At 38.8% G+C, this 24,074-nt stretch carries 17 protein-coding genes and 5 tRNA genes; 5 read left to right on the top strand and 17 right to left on the bottom strand.

Annotation, left to right across the window (positions count from 1 at the left end):
- Positions 1–40: 40 nt before the first annotated feature.
- The 8 genes from B0169_RS07285 to B0169_RS07250 form a co-directional block, all read right to left on the bottom strand.
- Complete coding sequence (locus tag B0169_RS07285) at positions 41–1,318, bottom strand: efflux RND transporter periplasmic adaptor subunit (protein WP_077285567.1); 1,278 nt, start codon at positions 1,316–1,318, stop codon at positions 41–43.
- 315 nt (positions 1,319–1,633) lie between these two features.
- Entirely contained in the window at positions 1,634–3,196 is a 1,563-nt protein-coding gene (lnt, locus tag B0169_RS07280) for an apolipoprotein N-acyltransferase (RefSeq protein WP_077285306.1), read from the bottom strand.
- Between the two features lie 5 nt (positions 3,197–3,201).
- Positions 3,202–4,080: an HlyC/CorC family transporter gene (locus B0169_RS07275; RefSeq protein ID WP_077285305.1), complete on the bottom strand. Its 879-nt coding sequence runs from the start codon at positions 4,078–4,080 to the stop codon at positions 3,202–3,204.
- A gap of 165 nt (positions 4,081–4,245) precedes the next feature.
- Positions 4,246–4,716 (bottom strand): rRNA maturation RNase YbeY, encoded by a 471-nt coding sequence (gene ybeY, locus B0169_RS07270; protein ID WP_077285304.1) that lies wholly within the window; start codon positions 4,714–4,716, stop codon positions 4,246–4,248.
- Positions 4,706–5,824, bottom strand: a complete 1,119-nt coding sequence (locus B0169_RS07265; RefSeq protein ID WP_077285566.1) for a PhoH family protein — start codon at positions 5,822–5,824, stop codon at positions 4,706–4,708. The genes ybeY and B0169_RS07265 overlap by 11 nt, the downstream gene beginning before the upstream one ends.
- Before the next feature lie 53 nt (positions 5,825–5,877).
- Complete coding sequence (gene miaB, locus B0169_RS07260) at positions 5,878–7,320, bottom strand: tRNA (N6-isopentenyl adenosine(37)-C2)-methylthiotransferase MiaB (RefSeq protein WP_077285303.1); 1,443 nt, start codon at positions 7,318–7,320, stop codon at positions 5,878–5,880.
- A gap of 174 nt (positions 7,321–7,494) precedes the next feature.
- Complete coding sequence (locus B0169_RS07255) at positions 7,495–10,278, bottom strand: ligand-binding sensor domain-containing protein (protein WP_077285302.1); 2,784 nt, start codon at positions 10,276–10,278, stop codon at positions 7,495–7,497.
- Between the two features lie 55 nt (positions 10,279–10,333).
- A complete protein-coding gene (locus tag B0169_RS07250) occupies positions 10,334–10,783 on the bottom strand; it encodes a hypothetical protein (protein WP_077285301.1) in 450 nt (149 codons plus the stop codon).
- A gap of 327 nt (positions 10,784–11,110) precedes the next feature.
- On the opposite strand from B0169_RS07250, the gene B0169_RS07245 reads away from it, so the two are divergent.
- The gene (locus B0169_RS07245) at positions 11,111–11,764 is read left to right on the top strand and encodes a 2OG-Fe(II) oxygenase (RefSeq protein WP_085328662.1); all 654 of its coding nucleotides are present in this window, start codon (positions 11,111–11,113) and stop codon (positions 11,762–11,764) included.
- Between the two features lie 30 nt (positions 11,765–11,794).
- On the top strand, positions 11,795–12,961 hold the full coding sequence (locus B0169_RS07240) for an FAD-dependent oxidoreductase (protein WP_077285565.1): 1,167 nt from the start codon (positions 11,795–11,797) through the stop codon (positions 12,959–12,961).
- 643 nt (positions 12,962–13,604) lie between these two features.
- Here the strand turns inward: B0169_RS07240 and B0169_RS07235 are convergent.
- The 9 genes from B0169_RS07235 to B0169_RS07195 all read right to left on the bottom strand — a co-directional run bounded on the left by B0169_RS07235 (position 13,605) and on the right by B0169_RS07195 (position 17,491).
- Positions 13,605–13,689 (bottom strand) — tRNA-Leu (locus B0169_RS07235).
- A 60-nt stretch (positions 13,690–13,749) separates the two neighbouring features.
- Positions 13,750–13,824: transfer RNA gene (locus B0169_RS07230), tRNA-Gln, on the bottom strand.
- A gap of 69 nt (positions 13,825–13,893) precedes the next feature.
- Positions 13,894–13,968, bottom strand: a tRNA-Gln gene (locus tag B0169_RS07225).
- Positions 13,969–14,020: 52 nt separating this feature from the next.
- Positions 14,021–14,105 (bottom strand) — tRNA-Leu (locus B0169_RS07220).
- Positions 14,106–14,130: 25 nt separating this feature from the next.
- A tRNA-Met gene (locus tag B0169_RS07215) sits at positions 14,131–14,207 on the bottom strand.
- Between the two features lie 204 nt (positions 14,208–14,411).
- Positions 14,412–14,765, bottom strand: a complete 354-nt coding sequence (locus tag B0169_RS07210) for a DUF3718 domain-containing protein (RefSeq protein ID WP_077285299.1) — start codon at positions 14,763–14,765, stop codon at positions 14,412–14,414.
- A 252-nt stretch (positions 14,766–15,017) separates the two neighbouring features.
- A complete protein-coding gene (gene ychF / locus B0169_RS07205) occupies positions 15,018–16,109 on the bottom strand; it encodes a redox-regulated ATPase YchF (RefSeq protein ID WP_077285298.1) in 1,092 nt (363 codons plus the stop codon).
- 32 nt (positions 16,110–16,141) lie between these two features.
- Positions 16,142–16,726 (bottom strand): aminoacyl-tRNA hydrolase, encoded by a 585-nt coding sequence (gene pth / locus B0169_RS07200; RefSeq protein ID WP_077285297.1) that lies wholly within the window; start codon positions 16,724–16,726, stop codon positions 16,142–16,144.
- Positions 16,727–16,867: 141 nt separating this feature from the next.
- Positions 16,868–17,491 carry a 50S ribosomal protein L25/general stress protein Ctc gene (locus B0169_RS07195; RefSeq protein WP_077285296.1) on the bottom strand — a complete coding sequence of 208 codons (624 nt, stop codon included), beginning with the start codon at positions 17,489–17,491 and terminating at the stop codon, positions 16,868–16,870.
- A 403-nt stretch (positions 17,492–17,894) separates the two neighbouring features.
- On the opposite strand from B0169_RS07195, the gene B0169_RS07190 reads away from it, so the two are divergent.
- The 3 genes from B0169_RS07190 to nirB all read left to right on the top strand — a co-directional run bounded on the left by B0169_RS07190 (position 17,895) and on the right by nirB (position 24,073).
- Positions 17,895–19,364 carry a NarK family nitrate/nitrite MFS transporter gene (locus tag B0169_RS07190; protein ID WP_077285295.1) on the top strand — a complete coding sequence of 490 codons (1,470 nt, stop codon included), beginning with the start codon at positions 17,895–17,897 and terminating at the stop codon, positions 19,362–19,364.
- Positions 19,365–19,368: 4 nt separating this feature from the next.
- On the top strand, positions 19,369–21,198 hold the full coding sequence (locus tag B0169_RS07185) for a bifunctional protein-serine/threonine kinase/phosphatase (protein WP_235838510.1): 1,830 nt from the start codon (positions 19,369–19,371) through the stop codon (positions 21,196–21,198).
- A gap of 286 nt (positions 21,199–21,484) precedes the next feature.
- On the top strand, positions 21,485–24,073 hold the full coding sequence (gene nirB, locus B0169_RS07180) for a nitrite reductase large subunit NirB (protein WP_077285294.1): 2,589 nt from the start codon (positions 21,485–21,487) through the stop codon (positions 24,071–24,073).
- Position 24,074: the final 1 nt, after the last annotated feature.

Raw genomic sequence — 24,074 nt, 5'->3', positions numbered from 1 at the left:
CTCAGTAACGCCATTGATATTTTGTTTACTACAGTGATATTTACTCACTAAGTAATACTTGTTCGGCGGCATTAAAGGTATCCGTTCCTGAAATAATGATTTGGTCGCCAACGTCAAGACCTTGTAATATTTCAACATGGCTGAGGCTTCGCGCTCCGGTAGTTATTGAGGTTTTTACAGCTAAACCATTAACAACTTTATAAGCAAATCGACCACCGCTGCTTTCTAAAAACTGTCCACGCTGAACTTGTAAAACATTTTCTTTATGCTCAAGAATAATTTGGGTATTTAAACGTTGGTTTTGGCGAAGTTTTTTTGGAATGTTGTTAGTGAAACGCACTCGTCCAGTCACCTGATTATTCAGTATTTCGGGGGAAATTGTGACCAGACGAGCACGAAAAGGTTGTTGTTCAAATTGAATGTTGACATCCATACCTATGGCCAGATCATCGGCATAGCTTTCAGGAATTTCAATTTCAACTTCAAACTGTGATAAATCTACAATGGTTAAAATTGCTTGGTTTTTACTTAAAAAAGTTTTGTTATCTGCACTAAGGTTGCCAACAATCCCTTTGACTGGAGATGTGATATGTAAGCCATCAACCTGACGCTGTAACTCTTTAACGAGTAATGTCTGGCGTCTAATATCTAGCAGCAAGGACCTGCTATCAAAGTCTAAACTTTCGGTGTTTAAGGCGGCATCTTGCACGGCATGCTTATGCTGTAAATTTGCTTGTTCGAGTTCATCTTGAGCTTTTTCATAATCAATTTGGCTAATGGCACTTTTTTCGAAACCTAAATCAGCCCGACGTTTCTCTCTATTCGCCGTTATTAACTTTACATTTGCTAAATCCACCGCTTTTTGGTCAATCAGTCGTTGCTTTTTCGCTTGAATTTTTTGTCGGTCGAAACTCGATTGTAATCCCTCTAAGGTTGCTTGTTGTTGAAATAGACGACTATTAAGTTCAGGACTTTCGAGTTTTGCAATGACTTGGCCTTGCTCAACTTCATGCCCAGCTTCGATCATTAAGGTAATGGTGCCATCAGCAGGGCTGTATACGGTAGGACTTACCGCAGCAACAACTCGTCCTAACACTGAAATATCGCGTGTGAAGTCGCCTTGGTTAATTGTTGCGATGCGCACTCTGTCTAATGCTATTGATTGCTCAGCTTTACTCCAACGAGATGCTGAAGGAGCCACTTGCCAGATAAGGCAAGCCGCTATTACTATGCTTAATGTGATGATTCCCCAGCGTTTACTGGCTGATTTTTTTATTATTACTTTACTGTCTTGTGCACTGGTATCTTTGATCGACATGACTTTTCCCCCGAATGTCAAATCAGCGCTTTGCAAAACCATTTGCTAAAGTGCACTGATATAAACTAAGTCGTGTGAGAAGCGAAAAAGGTTTAAAAGAAAAGGATCTTATTTTTTTGTTGAGTGCTTAATTTCGCATGCCGGTTGCAATTTACAAACGGGTATTTGGTTATGAGCATTGTACAAATAGGCTTAGTTCATAGGCTTAGTTGATAGGCTTAGCTAAACAGATTCGAATAGTTAATATGGTAAATTAAGTGAGATGAAATAAAGCTATTTTTAGCTCTAATAGTTAAAATTCAGAGCGTGCTGGTATCACTTTGATGATTTTTTATAATACCATTGGCGAAACAATGCTAGGACTAAAAAGAGCAAAGGGATAGTAAAATCGATAATTCTACTATAGCTAGCATAAGGTGTTAGCCCTGTTGTGAGCGGAACTTGAACCTTGAGAACTGCCTCTTCAAACTGCGGTATTTTTTTAATTACGTTGCCCTGATGATCAATGGCAGCAGTGATGCCGTTGTTGGTAGCGCGCAGGAATGGACGACCAAACTCTAGCGCTCGCATTCTGACAATATCTAAATGTTGGTGCGGTCCATGTGAGTCTCCAAACCAAGCATCATTACTGACCGTTAACAGTAAGTCTGTTTGGTTAGAAAAATTCGCACTAAGTTGCTCTGAAAATGCAACTTCGAAACAAATTAATGGTAATAACTGCAAACCATTGGCAAGTAAGTTTTTTTGTACGTATTCCCCACGACTAAAAGATGACATAGGTAAATTAAAAAACGGTGCTATGGGTCTTAACCAGTCTGAAAAAGGAACAAATTCACCAATGGGTAGTAAGTGGTGCTTACTATAACGATTCAAATTATTATATTGATAGCTGCCTTGTTCATCTTCTGTGGTACTTTTGCCAAGTACAATTAAATTATTGTAGTAATTTTTGTTATTAATGTTGTAATCAATAATACCGGTGATAATAGCGCTATTATTAAGTGTTGCTGAACTTTGCGCTATTTGCAGAAAATCTTGTGCTTGTCGACTTGGTTCTACCGCGGTAATTGCTGATTCCGGCCAAATAATAAGGTCAGCAGGGTAGTGTTGTCGGGTTAAATCTAAATAGCTTAACATTGACGGCCAAGTATGTTCTGGCTGCCATTTCATTTCTTGTTTTATGTTACCCTGAACCATCATTACATTGACTGACTTGCCGGTTTTTGAAACCCAAGCTGAGTTATGCAATGCTAAGTAGCTAGCACTGACAGTAGCGAGTAAGACAATGTTAAGCATAATGCGACGCTGCTTAATCACATAAACCATAGCGATGCTGATGATGAGGATCAGAGCACTCAGGCCTTTTTCACCAATAATAGGGGCAAAGGTAGCTAATGGACCATCTATTTGACTGTAACCTAGAGTTAACCAAGGAAAACCGGTAAGAAATACACCACGTAAAAATTCGCTAAGTAACCAAAAAGGCAATAAAAGCCAGAGGTTAAGTTGTTTTTGATAAGAAAAACAAGCGGCTAAATAGCAAGCAAGGGCAAGAAATAATGCTAAATATAAACATAGTAATAACATTAATAGTAATGAGATTGCTAAAGGTAAGCCACCAAATTGATCGATACTAACATGCACCCAACTGATGCCGGCAGAAAACCAACCAAAAGCAAAGATAAAGCCTTGTTTAGTGGCGTCTCTGCTCGACTTACCTTGTAATGAATATAACCAAGTTGGCAATATAAGTGCCATTAACCAATAATAAGAAAATGGTGCATAGCAAAGTACTAATGCAAGCCCTAAGCTAAAACTAAGCACATTTTGTTTATGGGTTATATTTTGATAAATTCGTCTAGCAATGTTGTTTAGCATAAAGTTTAATCAGGAACTTTACCTGTGACGACGTGCTCTTTCGGTAGTGTTATTTGCAATGTTTGAATACGACGACTATCCGCGGCGGTCACCTTAAATATCACTTTATTGATGGTGATTTTTTCACCTTTTTTCGGCATATGTCCAAAGTGTTGAATAACAATACCGCCTATGGTGTCGGCATCACTTTCATTAAATTGAAAGTTGAAGTAACTATTAAAGTCAGCTAAATCAGTTAATGCTTTTACTTGATAAACTTGACCGGCAAGGTACTTTATATCTTCTTCCATAGCATCATCGGTTTCGTCTTCGATTTCACCTACGATTAACTCTAAGATATCTTCTATGGTAACAACACCAGAAACGCCACCGTATTCATCAACAACAATAGCCATATGATAACGTTGCTGACGAAACTCTTTTAAAAGAGGATCAACTTTTTTACTTTCAGGCACAATAATCGCTGGGCGAATAACTTGTGCGATAGTGAACGCTTCTTCGACTTGATTGAAGCCATAGGCTAATAAATCTTTTGCTAATAAAATGCCTTCAACATCATCAATATCATCATTGATCACCGGAAACCTTGAGTGTCCTGAATCAACAATGATGGCGAGAGATTTCTCTAACGGATCATTAATGTCTAGCGTGACCATTTGTGAGCGAGGGATCATGATATCGCGTACTCGCATATCAGATACTTCAAGTACACCTTCGATCATTTGCTTAATTTCAGGATTAATAAGTTCACGGTCTTCAGCATCATTCAATGCTTCAGCGAGTTGGTCTGTGCTTCTCGGTTCTCCAGTAAATACTTGCATAATTTTATCCAAGATTGACTTGTTCGAAGAACCGTTACTAGAGTGGGGTTGGTCGTCGCTCATAGAGCCTTTTTAATTCCTTGTTAGTTGATTTAGTTTTATTAACCATTTGATTAGTTTGTAGCCGTTCAGGGTTAATTTCAAGTACTAAATCGCTGTTTACTCTCTTCAGCAACAATTTTACTGAAGTAGATCAAATAATAATTTGGATAATATACGCATTTACCGCTAATTGACATCATAAGGTGCAGCAAAGCCTAAACCCGTTATGATCTTTGTTTCAAGAGCTTCCATTTCTTCTGCTTGATCATCTTCGATATGATCAAAGCCCAATAAGTGCAAGCAACCATGAATCACCATATGTGCCCAGTGGGCATTGGCGGTTTTGTTTTGCTCAATGGCTTCTTGCTCAACAACGTCAACGCAAATAACTAAGTCACCCAGTAAATCAAGTTCAATGCCATCAGGCACTTCAAATGGAAATGATAAAACATTGGTTGCTTTATCTTTACCACGGTACTGGTGATTAAGCTCTCTGCCTTCATCGTTATTGACTAGCCTAATGGTTAACTCAAATGGCTTTTGATAAGGCGTAAGAGCAGCTTCGCACCAGCGTTGAAAATCTTCAATTTCAGGCAACACTTTATTATCACAAGCAATTTGTAGATCAAGCGTAATAGTAGGACCGTTATTGGTCATTTTTATTTTCACTCGCTTGAACGAGCACTTGCGCTTGCTCTTTTTGCTGCTGTTCGCGTGTTTGCTGTTTTTCTTTTTTCAAAATATTTTCTTTTTGCTCAAAAGCTTCATAAGCCTCAACAATGTGTGCAACAACAGGGTGACGCACGACATCTTTTGACTGAAAAAAGTTAAAGCTAACGCCAGGGATATCGACTAACACTTCAATGGCATGACGAAGGCCTGACTTTTGTCCTCGCGGTAAATCAACTTGTGTGATATCACCGGTGATCACCGCACGGGAATTAAAGCCAATACGAGTTAAGAACATTTTCATTTGCTCTACCGTCGTGTTTTGACTTTCATCGAGAATTATAAAGGCATCGTTCAGTGTTCTACCACGCATATAAGCTAACGGTGCAACTTCAATAACATTGCGTTCAATTAGTTTTTCAACCTTTTCAAACCCCAGCATTTCAAATAAAGCATCGTAAAGTGGACGCAGATAAGGGTCGACCTTTTGGGATAAGTCACCAGGTAAGAAACCTAATTTTTCACCGGCCTCTACAGCAGGGCGTGTTAATAAAATGCGTCTAATTTCTTGCCGCTCTAAAGCATCTACGGCACAAGCAACCGCGAGATAAGTTTTACCAGTACCAGCAACACCTACACCAAAACTAATATCGTTAGTAATGACATTTTGCACGTAATTTTGCTGGTTTTCGTTACGTGGTTTTATCATGCCCCGTTTGGTTTTTATCGTCACCATCTCATCATATTTAGCATCAAGTTTACTTGGGGCAACTTCTAACACACCAGCATCAACTATAGCTAAATGCACCATCTCAGCAGAAATAGTACTACTTTTACCTTTAACGGTTTCTGTCTCGAGATATAAGTCGATTAAGAGCTTCTTTACCGCCTCACAATGTAAGCTTTTACCGGTAACTTTAAACTCATGGCTTCGGTAGCTAATCTCAACGCCCATACGGCGTTCAATTGTTTTGAGATTGTCATCGATAGCGCCACATAAATTGGCCAAGCGATTGTTATCGGCGGGAGATAATTCAAAAGTTATGCTGATATTTTTACTCAATTTCTTATCCTGAGTGCTCAAGCTGTTAGCCATAAATGACAAAGGAGTATTTGCCATTTATGTTGCTAATTTAGTGAGTGTTTAGTTTATGGTGTGTAAGTTGCTACGCCTAGTTCGTTAACTGTATTTTCGCTTGTTTGATGATGGCTGTTAGCCAAAATATCAGCTGGCGAATGCGCTATTCGTAAGCCCATTTCACTTTCTTGGCGAACTAACTCACCACGCAGTGAATTAGCATAAACATCGGTGATTTTCACGTCAACAAACTGGCCAATCACGGTATGCGGGGCTACAAAATTAACAATACGATTGTTTTCAGTACGACCACGTAACTCCATTGGGTTTTTCTTCGACGGCCCTTCAACTAAAATACGTTGCTCGGTATTCAGCATTTGGCGAGCAATACGTAATGCTTGCTGACTGATACGGTCTTGTAAAATTTGTAAACGTTGCTTTTTAACATCATCACTAATGTCGTCAATCATATCGGCAGCAGGCGTACCCGGGCGAGCGCTGTAAATAAAGCTAAAACTTAAATCAAAGTCTACTGCTTTGATTAAATTCATTGTTGCTTCAAAATCGTCATCGGTTTCACCAGGGAAGCCAATAATAAAGTCAGAAGACATGCAAATATCAGGACGAACTTTCTTTAATTTACGAATTTGGGATTTATATTCTATCGCTGTATGGCCGCGTTTCATTTGCGTTAAAATACGATCTGAGCCACTTTGTACCGGTAAATGTAAGTGGCTTACTAGCTCCGGTACATCAGCATAAACATCAATGATGTCATCCGTAAATTCAATTGGGTGAGAGGTGGTGTAACGAATACGGTCAATACCATCAATAGTGGCAATTAAACGTAATAACTCTGAAAAACGACAAATACTGCCATCGTGTGAGTCACCACGGTAACCGTTTACGTTTTGACCCAGTAAGTTTACTTCACGAACGCCTTGCTCAGCTAATTGAGCAATTTCATATAAGACATCGTCAAGTGGACGACTAACTTCTTCACCACGTGTGTAAGGTACTACACAGAAGGTACAGTATTTACTACACCCTTCCATAATTGAAACAAAGGCGGTTGCACCATCAGCTTTGGGTTCTGGTAAACGGTCAAACTTCTCAATTTCAGGAAAGCTAACGTCAACAACTGAACCTTTATTACCGGTTACTTGTTGGATCATTTCAGGTAAACGGTGCAAGGTCTGTGGACCAAAAACCATGTCAACATACGGTGCGCGTTTGCGAATGGCATCGCCTTCTTGTGAGGCTACACAGCCACCAACACCAATAACTAAATCAGGTTTGTCGATTTTAAGGTTTTTCCAACGACCTAATTGGTGGAATACTTTCTCTTGGGCTTTTTCACGAATCGAACAAGTATTTAGCAAGATCACATCTGCGTCTTCAGCCTCTTCAGCCAACTCGAACCCGTGAGTTGAGTCTAAAAGTTCAGCCATTTTCTGCGAGTCATACTCGTTCATTTGACAGCCCCAAGTTTTGATGTATAGCTTTTTACTCATTTATTCGCGCCTAATCTTTGCTATGAAATTGATTCTAGTTTTTGCTAGAGAATTTAAGGGGGCGTATTTTACTCTTTCTTTGCCTTTGATGCTAGCTTAGAAAATATCAGAGAAAAATATATTTCTAACATTTCTGCCATTATGTTAATTATCGCTTCTACTCTCGGCATACCCTTAGGTCAAATTGAGCTCCATCAATGGAATAGAAATGATGATTTCACTACCGTGCTCTTGATTGTCGTAAGTGTGAAATGTTGCGTTAAATTTGTTCGCCACTTGTCGAATATAATACATCGCCATATCAAAATTAATTTTGCTATTAAACTGCGCGAAACTTTGTTCGTTATCGGTTATTTTTAACCAAATTTTGTCTTTAGTTTCGCTAATATGTATGGCAAAAACACCTCCGTCACCATTGTTAATCGCGGCCAATATCGCCTCATAAGTTATGCTGTAAATTGCACTCTGAATTGCATACTCAATTTTTTCACAGCTAATGTTTAAATGAACCGATACAAGGACATGATATTGCTGATGAAAGTAATCGGCTAGATAGGGCAGTGCAATTGTTAAAGAACTGCCAGATAAACTGCTAGGCTCAGTATGGTTTTGCTGGATGTTAAGTTCTTTAAGGCAATCATTTATCAGGGTTAGCGTTTCTTGGTTATAGTGACTGGTATGTTGGGTTTTGTCGCTATTGACAGTGACTTGAACGTCGTTCTCTTGGTTAATTAACGTTTGAATTTTTTTTAATTTACGGCGAATAATTGCAGCGGCTTGACCATGAGTTTGCATTTCTTCATTTAAAAGTTGATGAATATGACTAATTGAACGACTACGTAGATATAATAACCAGGAGATGAATAACAAGCTTAGCGTAACCAGTGTGATGTAGATGATTCTACTATTTGGGTGCCAATACCAAGGATAAGCAACTTCTATATCAGCATAGGCTTTGAAGTCACTCCATTGCCCTAAACTATTGGTCCCCATGATTTCAATGTGATAGTTACCGGAAGATAAGCCCGTTAGTGTTAATTGGTTGCCATTAATCTCATTCCACTCACCATTGTTAACTTGATACTTAAATTGCTTTTCTTGACCAGGCCTAAAATCTAAACTTGCTAATTCTAAGGTGACAACATCATTTGATGACGCTATTTTTATAGGACTGCTTAATAGTTGCGGCTTACCTGAGGCGATGGTTTTACTGATATAAACACTAGAGTTAATAGTTTCTTCTTGGCTTAAAGCAACCTCTAACACCCCGCCATAATGAGCAGCATAAACAGTGTTATTCAATAAAATAGGCTTTTTAGTAAATATGTATTGTTCGGTATTTGCAACCATCTTTAGTTCGTAGCTATTAGGATTAAGCTGGTATAAGCCTGGTCGTCCGGATATCCAAATTTCATCGTTGATAACACTCATGTAGCCAAAAATGATATTTTTGGCAAAATGGGCTAATAGCTCACCAGAGAAGTTGTAAACAAAAAAACCATCACCCTTTGTGGCAACAAAAACTTTATTGTTATGTGCCAATAAAGAAATTACTTTATTTTCACCTAAGCTTTTAATTTTTTGGCTGACGTTATTACGTGCGTTGACAATATCTATTCCAGCAGGGGTTGCAATCCATATTATATCGTCTGCTAATGGTAGAGAATTAATCGCTTCGTTCGATCTTAAGTGATTATCTGCTAGATGCTTAACAATCGTTTTTGACGTTAAATCGAAAATATAGACGCCACTGGCGTCACTAGCTAAATAAAGCTGATTATCTTTAAAGCTAAGATCGAGTAGTAGCTTATTGTTGTTTGGAAAGTTGACTCGTGTGAGTTGTTTTTTATTAACACTGTATTGCCATAGACCATCAAAAGTGGCGATATAGACATCATTTTTATGGCTGTAGAGGTCGGTAATAATTTTACCTCTAGCGCTAAAACCCTGATTGATATTTTTAGGCAATATAGATTTATTTGGCATAAGTTCGTGTAAACCTGCACCATAACTGCCAATTAAAATTTGATCCTTGTGTGCCGTTAACGCTAGCGAGTTGATTGAGGTGTCAAATATCTTGTTATGGTTTTTATTGAGCGAAGGTGTCATCCTTTTAACCCCTTGATTGGTTAAAAGCCATAAAACACCAGTATTGTCATGAAATAGCTCATCAACAAAAGCTAATTTATTATTTGGAAATGCATGTGATAATTTCGTGAAATCACTTAGCGCGTAGTGTTCGATATAACCGCGTTGATTAATCGCAAAAACACTGTCTTTACTATTAGCAAAAGCTAAAGTCGAAATAGGGTTATCAATAGAAAATGTTTGACGCTTACCTTGGTCATTGAGGGTAATTATTTTTTTTTCTTTGGCAATAACTAGCATATCTTCTGACGATGCAATAGCAGATGCACTACCAGCTTCAACTAAAACTAGCTTGTTATTTAATAGCTTGTAAATACCCTCTGTTGTTGAAAAATATACGTTTCCTATTGTGCTTTTTATTTTTTTTATATCAATGTTGCCAGAAAGCAATTGGGGGGCTAATGATGTAGAGTCTACTTGATAGAGCTTATCTTGGACAAAAAGGTAGTAACAGCCATGATGCTCAATGAGTTGATAAATGCTATTTTCTTTAATAGCGATATTAACTTGAGTAGCACGGCCATTTGAGGTGTTAAACAACCATAGTTTATGGGTTTCCGTCGCGACTAATAACTTGTCATCTCCGACGAGATAAATGTCATTTATCCAATTAAAAGGTAACGGCCAATCTTTATTATTACTATTAAAAATGATTTTATCTTCGCTGTCGAAGCGAATTAACCCATTAGTTGTTGATAGCCAAATAAAGCCTTTACTGTCTTGTACAATACTATTACTGGTAGTTAAGCGTTGAGTTAAATTTTGTGCATTTGCAACAGTTGTCGATGAACAGTATATAAGCCAAGGCATTAGCAATGATAATTGCCACAGCCTTAGCTTGATTATTAAAGGCTTATTTATTTTTTTAGATAATGCTAGCTGGTGCTTCTTTTGGCGGGTGGCGCTCTTGACCACAAGAAGCAAAGATTTTTGGTGTTTTCTCAACCGATTCAGGCTTTTGTACCAACAGATAAGTAGGCTTACGAGGGTCGCTATCATTTTGTTTACGTGCCCACGCTCTTCGCACTTTATCTGCATGTTCTTTTCCATATTTTACTTCAAATGCCGTGGCAATTATCTCGACCCCAAAATCATCCATCACCATGATGGCATTATCATGGTAGCCACTTGTGCTATCAAAATCTATATCTACAGTTAAAATCTTATCGTTAGGTAGTACTAAGTCGGCCTTTAATTTTGCTACAACCGCTCGGTCTTCGTGGGCTTTAAGCTGACTTAAATTAGGCTTTTCTGATAAGTCGTAGACTAAATTAATATCTTTAGCAACGCGCCTTTCTTTTTGTAATGCAGACATAATCATTCCTTTTTTTTAGTTGTATTTTTATATAATTTAGGATTAAGCTATTTTGATTATAACGAAGAAAAGTGTTTAAGCTACTAATTACCCTTTGCTGTATTTTTTGATCATAGTAATTGAGTGTTTGTTAATTATTCACAATAACATAGTAGTTCTTCAGCCCTTGATTAATAAAGCCTATGAAAAGCTGACTATCGACTAGTTGAGCTGAAATCTATACGTTTAACGGTGCATTTCTCGTACGAAGTTTAATACATCTGCCGCGCAAAGATTTTATAGGCTTTGCAGTTTATTAGCGCGGCAATTTTTCAAGGACAGTTAGGTATGACATGGACTGACACGTTAGAAAAGAATGGTTTTGTAATCATTGAACAGTTTTTACCTGCTAATGAAGCGCGACAATTAAGAAGTGAAATTATTCAGCGCCAACATATTAAAAAGTGGGGACTATTAAGCGCTCCATCACAACCATTTAGTCGGATAAAAAATAATATATCCACTCAGGTTATTGATAACACCAAACATGCACAAGCAATTAAGGCGTTGAAAAGAAATCGATTTTCCTTCTCGTTTTATCGTTCAAGCAATAAATATCAGCAGCAACATAAACAGTCAGCTTTGCACCAAAACTTGGGTAATAAAGTTGTTGAATTGTTTAAAGATAAAGAATTAATAAAGGGGGAGTTGCAAGATACCTTTTTTGCGTCATTCAAAAAAGGGCAATTCATTAGTTATCACACTGATGGCGGTGCCGGTAAGTATGCTTTTATTTATCAGCTATCAACTGGGTGGCAAGAAAGGTTTGGCGGTCAGTTAGAGCTTTATCCAAAAAAGATAAAGTTTTATAAACGTGTTATTTCACCTAAGTTTAATACACTAACAGTTTTAAAGTTATCGCATCCAATGCCACATAGTGTCAGGGTACTTAATAATCCAGTATATAAATATCGAATTACGATATCAGGTTGGGTAGAATAACTTTATCTGAATAAAGTTATGAAAATCATTATGAATCAATTTGATTGTGTAGTTGTTGGAGCAGGGATGGTAGGAGCAGCGAGTGCTTTATCATTGGCTGAATTAGGTTTAAAGGTTGCTGTTATTGAAAAAAAGGCACCGGCTGCTTTTTCTGTAGAGCAAGCATTTGATTTAAGAGTTTCCGCTATTTCATTAGCTTCAGAGCAGTTATTACAGCAACTAGATGCGTGGCAGCAACTGAAACAGTGGCGAATGTGTCCATACAAGCGCCTTGGTGTATCAGAATGTGAGTCTAGTTATACTGAATTTGATGCTAATAATATAGGGCAATCACACTTAGGTCATATTATTGAGAATCGCTTAATTCAACTGTCTCTTTGGCAAAAATTACAGCAACATCCAAACATCACGTTATTATGCCCTGAAAGTTTGGTTAAACTTGAACAGCACAGCACAGAAGTCGAGTTAACCTTAGCTTCGCAAAGTATACGCACTAAGATTGTTGTTGGTGCTGATGGCGGTAATTCATATGTGCGTAAGTTGGCGCATATTGGAACAACAGGCTGGGATTATGCACAATCAGCCATGTTAATTAATGTTCGTACTGAAAAGCCACAACAAGATATTACTTGGCAGCAATTTTTTCAAACAGGACCTCTTGCTATGTTGCCTATGCCTGGTCATTCTGCCTCTTTAGTTTGGTATCAAGCTAAAGATGAAATAAAGCGTTTATCAGCCTTGTCTCCGCGTAGTCTAGAGCAAGAGATCATGCAAAACTTTCCAAGTAAATTAGGGCGTATTGAAGTTATCAATCAAGCGGCATTCCCATTAACTAGGCGTCATGCAAATCAGTATCACAAGGGGCGTGTTTTATTGCTTGGGGATGCTGCACACACAATAAACCCAATGGCGGGACAAGGTGTCAATTTAGGCTTTAAAGATGTTAAGGCTTTGCAGCATGTTATTGCACAAGCTATTGGAAATGGCGAGTCTTGGCACCAAGAGGATGTACTGGCTCGTTATCAACAGAAAAGGCGCACAGATAACTTGTTAATGATGACGACAATGGATGCTTTATATTTATCATTTGGCCATGTTTCACCTTTAGTTAAGTTAGCTCGTAATGCCGGCTTGACTATGGTAAACAAGTTACCGCAATTAAAGAATAAAGCACTCGCTTATGCTTGTGGTATTTAAAGCCACTTGGTTTCTTAAGCTATAGGCTTCACGCAGATTGGCTATAGTTTTACAGAGTGAATTTACTTTTGTTGCTAACGTTACTTAATTTTCACTAAAACTTTTTATAATAATGCTGAGTATAGTGTCAGCATTATTATAAAAAATTAGGGAAATGGGCGTGTAAAACTGTTATTTGCAGATCATCACGTTCTTTCATCTCACGCCTATTGCCTTTGAATACTCTAAAATGGCAATTAAAGGCTCAAATATAGTGGTTTGATTTTTTTAACCTCACTTTGTATGAATGCTGGCTAGTTTTTTAAGCTGCTAAGCAGCTCACTAGTGAGTTTACATGAGACTCATTTGCACTAGTTAGTAAGGTCTGGCCAATAGGGGGCTGAAGCGGCTTAAATTATGCTGAATTAGCGCATACGTAAAGCGCAGTAATGGCAGGGTATTTTGATACTTCGATTTGAGAGTCGCTCTTTTGTATTGTTTCTAGCGATGAATCTTCAATGGATAAAATATTATGATATTTGAACAATATATTGCTTGAATAAAGAGTAATGAATAGAGGGGATAAAAAGAAAGTTATAATTTTACGTGTGTAGGGATTTTTATTAGATTTAACGAGGTGTGAAATTAAATAAGCTATTATAAATGGTACGGGGTGAGAGACTTGAACTCTCACATCTTGCGATACTGGAACCTAAATCCAGCGCGTCTACCAATTCCGCCAACCCCGCATAACTAGGTAGTTTTCTCGTAAAAATTATTGATTGAGAATTTAAGGTAATCAAAGAAAGTGGCTGGGGTATGAGGATTTGAACCTCAGAATGACGGGATCAAAACCCGCTGCCTTACCGCTTGGCTATACCCCAACAGGATACTTCTATGATTAAGTGAGTAACATTGATGAACTTTCGAATAATACAGAGAGTAAAAGAAAGTGGCTGGGGTATGAGGATTTGAACCTCAGAATGACGGGATCAAAACCCGCTGCCTTACCGCTTGGCTATACCCCAGCAATGTACTTACTTTCGTAACTTATTATTTTCATAATTCGTTACATTGAAATGGTACGGGGTGAGAGACTTGAACTCTCACATCTTGCGATACTGGAACCTAAATCCAGCGCGTCTACCAATTCCGCCAACCCCGCATTTCAATTCTTACTTAGAGATAAGTGGTGGCTACACCGGGATTTGAACCTGGGACCCCATCATTATGAGTGATGTGCTCTAACCAGCTGAGCTATGTAGCCTTTCCATCTCGCCTCTCAGCAAGTGGCGCGTATTATGCAAATCTGATTGAGCTACGTCAACCGTTTTTATCAAAAAAATACGACTTTTTGTTTGTTTGCTTATTCAGTGTGCAATTTGCCGGATATCTGCACAAAAACATCTCAAAATAACAAGCTCATTAAGCTTTTCACTTAATGAGCTTGTTTTTGATTGTTGTTAAAAGTTTATTTAATTCTTTCGTTTGCTACTTTTGCTAAGTGAGCAGAGCTTGCTTTAATAGAGGCTAAGTTCTCTGTTACAGTTTTAACAGGAAGTTTACCTATTAAATATTCTCCAACATCAAGAGCGTTTGATGTTGCTGCAAACTCGAGTAAGTTGACACCATTACATTGAATGCTGTCAAAGATAGAGCGAACCTTAACTTTATTTGACTTTAAATACTTACGTAGGCGTTTTTTATCATTAATAGAGACATACTCGCAGATACGTAATGACATGCTTTCGTCAAAGGCTGAACTTTGTGGTGTATAAAGCATTGCAGTTGCAAGCACTAGCGAAGCTAAAATAGTTTTTTTCATAGTATTCCTAAAATATTGATATTGTTGTTTTAGAAAGTCTAACCTGAAAGTTAAACTTTGCCAGTTTTGTTCTTCAATGATTGCTCTTGGCAGAATAAAACTGGCCGTTATTTTAATGTAGTTAGGAATTTCAGAATAGCTTTATTACGATGTAATTCGTAGGTTGGTGCAGTAACTTTAAGGAAAGGAGAAATAAGGGCTAATAAAAAAGAGAGCCTTAGCTCTCTTTTCGTTTGTTTTTATGAAGTAAACTTAGACGTTAAATCTAAAATGAACAACGTCACCGTCTTTGACACGGTATTCTTTACCTTCTAAACGCCATTTTCCTGCTTCTTTAGCGCCAGACTCACCATTAAATTCGATAAAGTCTTCATATGCGATGACTTCAGCTCGGATAAAGCCTTTCTCAAAGTCAGTATGAATTACACCCGCAGCTTGAGGGGCGGTAGCATTTTGCTTAACTGTCCATGCGCGAACCTCTTTTACACCAGCGGTGAAATAGGTTTGTAAATGCAGTAATGAGTAACCGGCATTGATAACGCGATTTAAGCCCGGCTCTTCTAAACCAAGATCTGCCATAAACTCAACACGGTCTTCATCATCCATTTCAGATAGTTCGCCTTCTATCTCAGCACAAACAGCAACTACAATAGCGCCTTCTTCGTCAGCTATTTTTTGTACAGCATCTAAATAAGGGTTATTTTCAAAGCCATCATCATTTACATTGGCAATGTACATGGTTGGCTTAATGGTTAAGAAGTTTAAGTAAGCAACCGCTGCCTTCTCTTCTTTGCTCAGCTCTAGAGAGCGAACCATATGACCATCTTCAACATGCTTAAGTATTTTTTCTAATATTGGCATCTCAAATTTTGCGTCTTTATCGCCACCCTTAGCTTTTTTAGCTAAACGCGTAATAGCACGCTCTGCTGTATCCATATCAGATAAAGCTAATTCAGTATTAATAACATCAATATCGTCAGCAGGACTTACTTTATTTGCAACATGAATGATGTTGTCATTATCAAAACAACGCACTACATGGCCAATAGCATCTGTTTCGCGGATATTAGCAAGAAATTTATTACCTAAGCCTTCGCCCTTAGAGGCGCCAGCAACTAATCCTGCAATATCAACAAACTCCATTGTTGTTGCTAAAACACGTTCAGGGTTAACAATTTTTTCAAGTGCATCTAAGCGTGGATCTGGAACGGGTACAACACCTGTGTTAGGTTCAATTGTACAAAAGGGGAAGTTAGCAGCTTCAATGCCCGCTTTTGTCAGCGCGTTGAAAAGTGTTGATTTTCCGACGTTGGGCAAGCCAACAATACCACATTTAAATCCCATGATGTTTACCTATAATGTTGGCGCAATAGCGATTATTGCGCTTTAAAAGAATGTAGACGATTTTGAGCTTTCTTAATATCGTCTTTTAGCCAAATTTCAAAACAGCGCGCAGCTTCGTCTATCGCTTGGTCAATTAAGTTTTGTTCGTTGGCCGGTGCTTTACCAAGCACATGCCCGGTGACGCGATCGCGATGACCTGGATGGTCAATACCAATGCGTAACCGATAAAATTCTTTGTTATTTGCCATGCACGCAATAATATCGCGTAAGCCATTGTGACCGCCGTGCCCACCACCTTGTTTGATCTTACAAACACCTGGCAACATATCGAGTTCATCATGAGCGACTAAAATATTTTCAACGGGGATGCGAAAAAAGTTGGCTAATGGAGCTACGGCTTTACCACTACAATTCATAAAAGTGGTTGGTATAAGAAGATGAACTAATTGTCCGGCAATTAATCCTTTACCATAGAGACCTGAATATTTTTTTTCTGGCTTTAATGAAATGTTGTAACGTGAAGCAAGCTCTTGGACGAACCAATCACCGGCATTATGACGGGTTTTACTGTATTCTAAGCCTGGATTTCCTAAGCCGACTACTAATTGAATCGTCATCTAATAGTTTACTCTTGTTGTTCAAACTTAAGGTCGATAATTTCAAGTATCATTAAACTACTTGTTATAAATCTAAAAAGCTTAAAGGGCATGTATAACACAATATCCCTTTAAGCTTTATCATCAGGAGTAAATTAATATTTACTCAGCTGAAGCTTCTTCAGTTGCTTCATCTGCGCTGTCATCGCTTGCACCTTTAGGAGCATTCAATGTAGCAACAGCTTGGTCATGGCTTTCGCCTTTTGCTAATTCATCAGAAGTTACGCCTTTCGGTAACGTAATGTCTGATAAATGCAATGTTTGACCAACTTCTAAGTTAGCAACATCAATTTCAATAAACTCTGGAATGTCAGCAGGTAAACATGTTACTGCAATTTCATTCACGTGGTGAGTCATAGCGCCACCTTTTTTCTCAGCAACATCTTCGTTGATGAAGTGAATAGGAGCATTAACTTGTACAGCATGTTTTGCATCAACACGTAAGAAATCTAAGTGCATTACAACTTGCTTGAACGGGTGACGTTGCATATCTTTTAAAAGACACTCAACAGGCTTACCGTCAACGTTGATTGTTAAAACGTGAGAGTAAAAAGCTTCTTCTTGTTGTGCACGGAAAACATTTTTGTGCTCTAACGTTAAAGAAACAGGCTCTTGGCCTTCACCGTATAAAATCGCTGGAACTTTGTTCGCGTGACGTAGGCGGCGGCTCGCACCTTTCCCTAAATCTGTACGTACTTCAGCATCCAATGTAAATAAATCAGTCATGGTTATATCCATTATTTAATAATTAAAAGTTGTTGTTTTTTGCGACCAAAAACAACCTGTTCCTTTTTTAACTGCTATTAATTAGCTAAAAAAGGCGCGGCATGATAACACCCCTATTAACGGAGATCCAATGTTATCGCAACCCCTTGGATTAAACTGTTAATTTAATTACTTATTAATGGGTTAAAAAGGAATAGGAAGTTGAATGCTTTCAAGCAATGACCTGCACCTTTGGTGTGCAATAAGCCCTATTAAGGTGATTAACGGTTATCGTACCTTTTGATTTTTTAACTCACTTTTTATGTATCTTACTGAATTGTAATGCTTAAAATTTTATTTTTTTACTGGTATTAAGATTGCTTAGCTCTAGTTTCATTTCGCTCAGTTAGTTAAGGAAATTTATATGTCTGATCCTGCAGGGATTAAAATATTTTCATTTGTCGGTAAGATGAAAGTGCTGCACTTAAGTTGGATGGCATTTTTTATTACCTTTGCTGTGTGGTTTAATCATGCACCGTTACTTTCGGTAATAGCGGATAGCCTAAATTTATCCAGTGCCGAAATTAAAACGTTATTATTATTAAATGTCGCACTTACCATTCCTGCACGAGTAATCATAGGTATGTTAACTGACAAATATGGTCCTCGGCTTGTTTATGCAATATTGTTGGCATTGTGTAGCATTCCTTGTTTTATGTTTGCACTCGCTACCGATTTCGAGCAGGCGGCGTTATCACGGTTTTTACTAGGTTTTATTGGTGCCGGTTTTGTTATTGGTATTCGCATGGTCAGTGAGTGGTTTCCAGCCAATGAACTCGGTACGGCTGAGGGGATTTATGGTGGTTGGGGCAATTTTGGTTCAGCCGCTGCCGCTATGTTACTCCCCAGTTTAGCGTTATTTTTTGGTGGCGAAGACGGATGGCGCTACGCCGTGGCATTGACGGGCATGCTTAGTTTGGTTTTTAGTGTTATTTGGTATTTTAATGTCAAAGATACTCCGCAAGGTTCTACTTATTTTAAGCCTAAAAGTAGCGGTGCAATGTTGGTCACTAGTCGCAATGATTTTTACCTTTTAATTTTAATGAAATTACCCATGTATGGTGCGTTGGCGCTACTCACATGGAAGTTGTCGCCAAGTGGGGTGAGCTTACTGTCAGAGCAAAGTGCTATTTTGGTTTATTTAGCGCTATTTGCCTTGTTCATTTCCGAGTTAATTCAAACCTATAAAGTGAATATAAAGGTTTTTAAGTCAATTATTCCACCTGCGCAGCAATATAAATTTAAACAAGTTGCGGTACTGAATGTTTTATACTTCGCTACTTTTGGCTCTGAACTTGCGGTGATTTCTATGCTGCCATTATTTTTTGCTGAAACCTTTGCTTTAGATATGGTGTTTGCTGCCATGTTAGCGTCAACTTATGCCTTTATGAATTTAATGTCACGTCCTGGTGGTGGTTGGCTAAGCGATAAGTTTGGCCGTAAGAAAACCCTGCTAATTCTAACGGCAGGCTTAGCTTGTGGTTATTTTGCTATGTCGTTGATTTCAGAGGCTTGGCCACTAGCATTAGCAGTAGTAACAGCGATGCTGTGCTCTTTCTTTGTGCAGGCAGGTGAAGGGGCGGTTTTTGCGGCTGTACCATTAATTAAGCGTAGCTTAACAGGTCAAATAGCAGGCATGACAGGAGCCTATGGTAATGTCGGTGCAGTTGTTTATTTAACGGTGCTCACTTTCTTGCCGTATAGTCAATTTTTCTTAGTCATTGCTGCAACTGCTGTTATAGGTTTTATCGCTTTATTATTTATGGAAGAACCTAAAGGTAGTATTGCTGAGGTACATGAAGATGGTACGGTAGAGCTTATTAGTGTCAGCTAGTCAGATGATGAAAAATCCAAAAGATAATAAGGCTGTAAAGGATAGTAGTGCCAAGCAAACCAGTGTTACGAGCTTGTCATTAGCGGTTACTATTGGCGGCGCATCTCAAGCTGGCACAAAAGCTGAAAACCAAGATGCTTTTGCTGCCTTGCAACCGAGTGTCGCTGAACGAGAGTCAAAGGGCATCGTTGTTGCGATTGCCGATGGCGTTTCAAGTGCTAGCCATGCGGCTCAAGCGGCGCAATTGTCAGTCATACAATTTATTCAAGAGTATTATGCAACGACAGCATCTTGGTCGACGAATAAATCAGCGGCTAAAGTGTTAAAGAGTTTAAATCAGTGGTTGTTTTCTCAAGGAGTTATGGGGTCAGATTCTGATGTTAACAGTCGGCATGAAAATAATCTGCAGCACACTACACAATGGTTAACCACCTTCACTGCTTTAATTGTCAAATCAACTAGCGCTTATATTTTCCACGTTGGAGACACTCGTGTAGGTAAATATTGTCACGGCGAATATCACGTTATTACCCGCGATCATAATCAAAAGCAAGGGTTCGGTAGCAGTTTACTTACCCGAGCATTGGGTGCTGACAGCCATTTAAAAGTTGATCAATACCAGCTAGCAGTGAATGTTGGAGATATTTTTTTGTTGACCAGTGACGGTGTCCATGAGCATATATCTGGCCAACAACTTACCAAGGTATTATCTACAATACCAAAGCAGCCTAATAAAGCCATGCTTGAGCAAGTGAGTTTGCAAATTGTTACACAAGCAATCGCAGCGGGTAGTGAGGACAACGTAAGTTGTGTGTTGGTATATATTAATGCGACACCTAAGCGAGAACTTGCCGAGATTGAGCAATACTTGTTGGCGAGAATAATACCTCCAGCGCTGCAAGTGGGTCAGAAACTCGATGGCTATAAGGTTAAGAAAATATTGCATGCCAGCGTGCGTTCACATTTGTATTTAGTCGAGCATGCAGATCACGAAGAACCATTAGTATTAAAAGTGCCTTCGATGAACTTTATCGACGACGCTATCTATATTCAGGGCTTTTTGCGAGAAGGCTGGGTGGGAGAGCGGATAAAGCATCGAAATGTTATGCAGGTTATTACTAACCCGAATCCTAGCAAGGCGCTATATCATGTTTGTCAGTTTATTGATGGCCAACCCTTAAGTGAATGGATGCACGATAATCCCAAGCCAACTATTGCTCAGGTACGTGATATCGTTAGTCAAATAGTGAGTGCGCTGCGAGCATTTCAGCGTCTTGATTTAGTCCATCGAGACTTAAAACCTGATAACATTATGATTAATGCCTCTGGGCATATTACGCTAATTGATTACGGCACGGTTTTAATTGCTGCTCAAGATGAAGTGACAGCTGGCCTGCCAGAGACTGTGCCGCAAGGTACGCTGAATTACATTGCACCTGAAACATTACTGAAGATGCATGCCGACCACCAAAGTGATTTATTCTCACTTGCCGTAGTTTGCTATGAAATGCTTTCGGGATCTTTACCTTATAAGCCGATGGCATCGAGCCATGAAACAGTAAAAGCCTACCCTTTATGGCAATATCGCAGTATTAAAGATTATCGTAATGAATTACCTTTATGGCTAGATTTGACCTTGAAAAAAGCCTTACAAGCCAATCCAAAAGAACGTTATCAAGCCTTTTCTGAATTTCTTACGGATCTCAATAAACCTAATATTGATGTGTTGCAAGCATATCAAAGTCTACCCTTTATAAAACGTTATCCAACACAATTTTGGCAAGCAACGACATTTATTTTGTTGATCACACTACTAGGTGTTATTGCTTTTTAAACGTTAATACATTACTGCATTAATATAACAAGACCGATTAACTGCACAGCAGTGGTGCGGCTGCATCATCATACTAGTGCATTAACGCTCTTTCTTTCATTAATAAAATTCTTAGTTATTGTTTTTAATGTTAAAAGTTAACTGGCACCTGCTTTGCAACTGCATCTGTTAAGTTCAGCTGAAGTAAATTGAAAGCACTTGAGGTAAGTGGTGTTTCTTTGACGCTAGTCTGACTGAAAGTAAATTTTTGGTTTAACACAAGTCACAAATAAGCAGGTGTAGGTTGATGAATATAGATAATCAGGCAGTGGTAAAAACAAAAGTGGTTGTTGTTGGCAATGGTATGGTTGGCCATCACTTTGTTGAACAACTTGTTGAGCTAAGTAATAGTGAACAAACGGTAGAAATAACCGTACTCTGTGCTGAATCGAGACTCGCTTACGACCGCGTACATCTGTCAGAGTATTTTGCTGGTAAATCGGCGGAAGATTTAGCCATGACAGACGAAAAAACCTATCAACAATGGCAAGTGAATTTCGCCGTTGATGCCAAGGTTAGTCATATAGATAAAGCGCAAGGTTTCGTTGAAACAGAGCAAGGAAAGCGCTATCACTACGATAAATTAGTGCTTGCTACGGGCTCGTATCCTTTTGTGCCACCTATTCCAGGTAAAGATCGCGAACATTGCTTAGTGTATCGTACCATTGATGATCTTGATGCTATTCAAGCCAGTGCTGATAAAAGTAAGGTTGGCGTTGTTATTGGTGGCGGGCTGCTTGGTTTAGAAGCTGCTAATGCCCTGAAACAATTAGGCTTAAAAACTCATGTAGTTGAATTTGCACCACAATTGATGGGCGTGCAAGTTGATGCAGGCGGTGGGCGATTACTGAAAAGTAAAATTGAACAGTTGGGTGTGCAAGTGCATACGTCAAAAGCCACAAATGAAATTGTTGATGGTGAGCATTGTCGCTACAAACTTTGTTTTAGTGATGGCAGTGAACTAGAAACCGATTTAATTTTATTTTCAGCTGGCATCAGGCCTTTTGATAATCTCGCTCGTGAATTTGATCTCGTTATTGGCGAACGTGGTGGAATTGTTATCAATAATCAATGCCAAACTTCGGATAATAATATCTACGCTATTGGTGAGTGTGCGTTATGGAGTAACTTTATTTTTGGTTTAGTTGCGCCTGGCTATGCCATGGCAAAAGTAGCGGCGAAGCATATTCTTGGCGAAGAACAACATTTTACCGGTGCAGATATGAGTACCAAGCTTAAGTTAATGGGGGTAGACGTTGGCTCCATTGGTGATGCCCATGCGAAAACATCAGGATCGCTTTGTTATACCTATGAAAATCAGCCGAATGGTGTTTATAAAAAAATAGTCGTAAATGCAGAAAAAACTAAGCTACTCGGTGCCGTCCTTATTGGTGATACCAGTGAATACGACACGCTTTTGCAATACATGCTTAATGCTATTGATTTACCAGAGTCACCAGAATCGTTGATTTTGCCGATGGCGGCTGATAAGCCCGCATTAGGTGTTGATGCTTTACCGGATAGCGCGACCATTTGTTCTTGTCATAACGTCACTAAAGGCGACATTGTCAGCGCTATTGATAACGGTGCTTGTAGTGTTGGCGATATTAAGACTTGTACCAAAGCTAGCTCAGGCTGCGGTGGTTGTACCGCGCTAGTGAAAAATGTCACTGATAGCTTACTTGAGCAACGTGGCGTTGAAGTTAAAAAAGATATTTGTGAGCACTTTGCTCATTCACGCCGAGAATTGTTTGATATTGTTAAAGTTGAGAAAATCACCACATTTGAACAACTATTATCTTCACACGGCAAAGGTCTGGGTTGTGAAGTGTGTAAACCATTAACGGCTTCTATTTTAGCTTCTGTTTGGAATGATTATATTTTAGATAAATCTCACGTCGGTCTACAAGATACTAACGATAACTACCTCGCTAACATGCAAAAAGACGGCACTTATTCGGTTGTTCCGCGTATTGCTGGTGGTGAAATTACGCCCGATAAGTTGATTGTGCTTGGTGAGGTAGCAAAAAAATATAATTTGTATACTAAAATCACTGGTGGTCAGCGCGTCGATTTATTTGGCGCACGCGTAGAGCAGTTACCGCCTATTTGGCAAGAACTCATTGACGCCGGTTTTGAAACCGGCCATGCCTATGGCAAGTCGCTAAGAACAGTAAAATCTTGTGTTGGCTCGAGTTGGTGTCGATACGGCGTACAAGATAGCATTAGTATGGCAATATTATTAGAAAATCGTTACAAAGGTTTACGTGCCCCACATAAAATAAAATTTGCCGTATCGGGTTGTACAAGGGAGTGTGCTGAAGCACAAAGTAAAGATATTGGCATTATTGCTACGGAAAAAGGTTGGAACCTTTATGTTTGTGGTAATGGTGGTATGAAACCGCGCCATGGTGATTTATTTACCACTGATTTGGATGACAAAACACTGATTAAATATATCGACCGAATTTTGATGTTTTACGTGAATACTGGTGACAGGTTGCAACGTACCTCTGTGTGGATGGATAACTTAGAAGGCGGATTGAGTTATTTACAAGATGTTGTTATTGAGGATAGTTTACAAATTGCTGATGAACTTGAAAAGCAAATGCAGCTTATTGTTGGTAGTTATCAATGTGAGTGGAAAACGACACTGGCCAATCCACAGGCACTGAAACGTTTCAAGCCTTTTGTAAATTCGGATAAGTCAGATACAAATATTCAATTTGTTGAAGAGCGTCAACAAATTCGTCCTGCTTATCAGCATGAGCGTATCGCAGTGAATATAGCTGAAAATAGAGTAACGCAAAGTCCTAAAATTGTTGAACCGGTATAAG

Source organism: Cognaticolwellia aestuarii (assembly GCF_002000025.1).
Classification (GTDB): domain Bacteria; phylum Pseudomonadota; class Gammaproteobacteria; order Enterobacterales; family Alteromonadaceae; genus Cognaticolwellia; species Cognaticolwellia aestuarii.
The sequence above is the reverse complement of the archived record's forward strand: the minus strand, read 5'-3'. Positions and strand labels throughout refer to the sequence as shown.

What these genes read in the sequence shown, in the direction of transcription:
- B0169_RS07250 (WP_077285301.1), bottom strand. Translation starts at nt 10,783, where the DNA reads ATGTCTGCATTACAAAAAGAAAGGCGCGTTGCTAAAGATATTAATTTA.
- B0169_RS07265 (WP_077285566.1), bottom strand. Translation starts at nt 5,824, where the DNA reads ATGGCTAACAGCTTGAGCACTCAGGATAAGAAATTGAGTAAAAATATC.
- B0169_RS07190 (WP_077285295.1), top strand. Translation starts at nt 17,895, where the DNA reads ATGTCTGATCCTGCAGGGATTAAAATATTTTCATTTGTCGGTAAGATG.
- B0169_RS07255 (WP_077285302.1), bottom strand. Translation starts at nt 10,278, where the DNA reads ATGCCTTGGCTTATATACTGTTCATCGACAACTGTTGCAAATGCACAA.
- B0169_RS07285 (WP_077285567.1), bottom strand. Translation starts at nt 1,318, where the DNA reads ATGTCGATCAAAGATACCAGTGCACAAGACAGTAAAGTAATAATAAAA.
- nirB (WP_077285294.1), top strand. Translation starts at nt 21,485, where the DNA reads ATGAATATAGATAATCAGGCAGTGGTAAAAACAAAAGTGGTTGTTGTT.
- B0169_RS07275 (WP_077285305.1), bottom strand. Translation starts at nt 4,080, where the DNA reads ATGAGCGACGACCAACCCCACTCTAGTAACGGTTCTTCGAACAAGTCA.
- lnt (WP_077285306.1), bottom strand. Translation starts at nt 3,196, where the DNA reads ATGCTAAACAACATTGCTAGACGAATTTATCAAAATATAACCCATAAA.
- B0169_RS07245 (WP_085328662.1), top strand. Translation starts at nt 11,111, where the DNA reads ATGACATGGACTGACACGTTAGAAAAGAATGGTTTTGTAATCATTGAA.
- ybeY (WP_077285304.1), bottom strand. Translation starts at nt 4,716, where the DNA reads ATGACCAATAACGGTCCTACTATTACGCTTGATCTACAAATTGCTTGT.
- B0169_RS07240 (WP_077285565.1), top strand. Translation starts at nt 11,795, where the DNA reads ATGAATCAATTTGATTGTGTAGTTGTTGGAGCAGGGATGGTAGGAGCA.
- miaB (WP_077285303.1), bottom strand. Translation starts at nt 7,320, where the DNA reads ATGAGTAAAAAGCTATACATCAAAACTTGGGGCTGTCAAATGAACGAG.
- B0169_RS07185 (WP_235838510.1), top strand. Translation starts at nt 19,369, where the DNA reads ATGATGAAAAATCCAAAAGATAATAAGGCTGTAAAGGATAGTAGTGCC.
- B0169_RS07195 (WP_077285296.1), bottom strand. Translation starts at nt 17,491, where the DNA reads ATGACTGATTTATTTACATTGGATGCTGAAGTACGTACAGATTTAGGG.
- pth (WP_077285297.1), bottom strand. Translation starts at nt 16,726, where the DNA reads ATGACGATTCAATTAGTAGTCGGCTTAGGAAATCCAGGCTTAGAATAC.
- ychF (WP_077285298.1), bottom strand. Translation starts at nt 16,109, where the DNA reads ATGGGATTTAAATGTGGTATTGTTGGCTTGCCCAACGTCGGAAAATCA.
- B0169_RS07210 (WP_077285299.1), bottom strand. Translation starts at nt 14,765, where the DNA reads ATGAAAAAAACTATTTTAGCTTCGCTAGTGCTTGCAACTGCAATGCTT.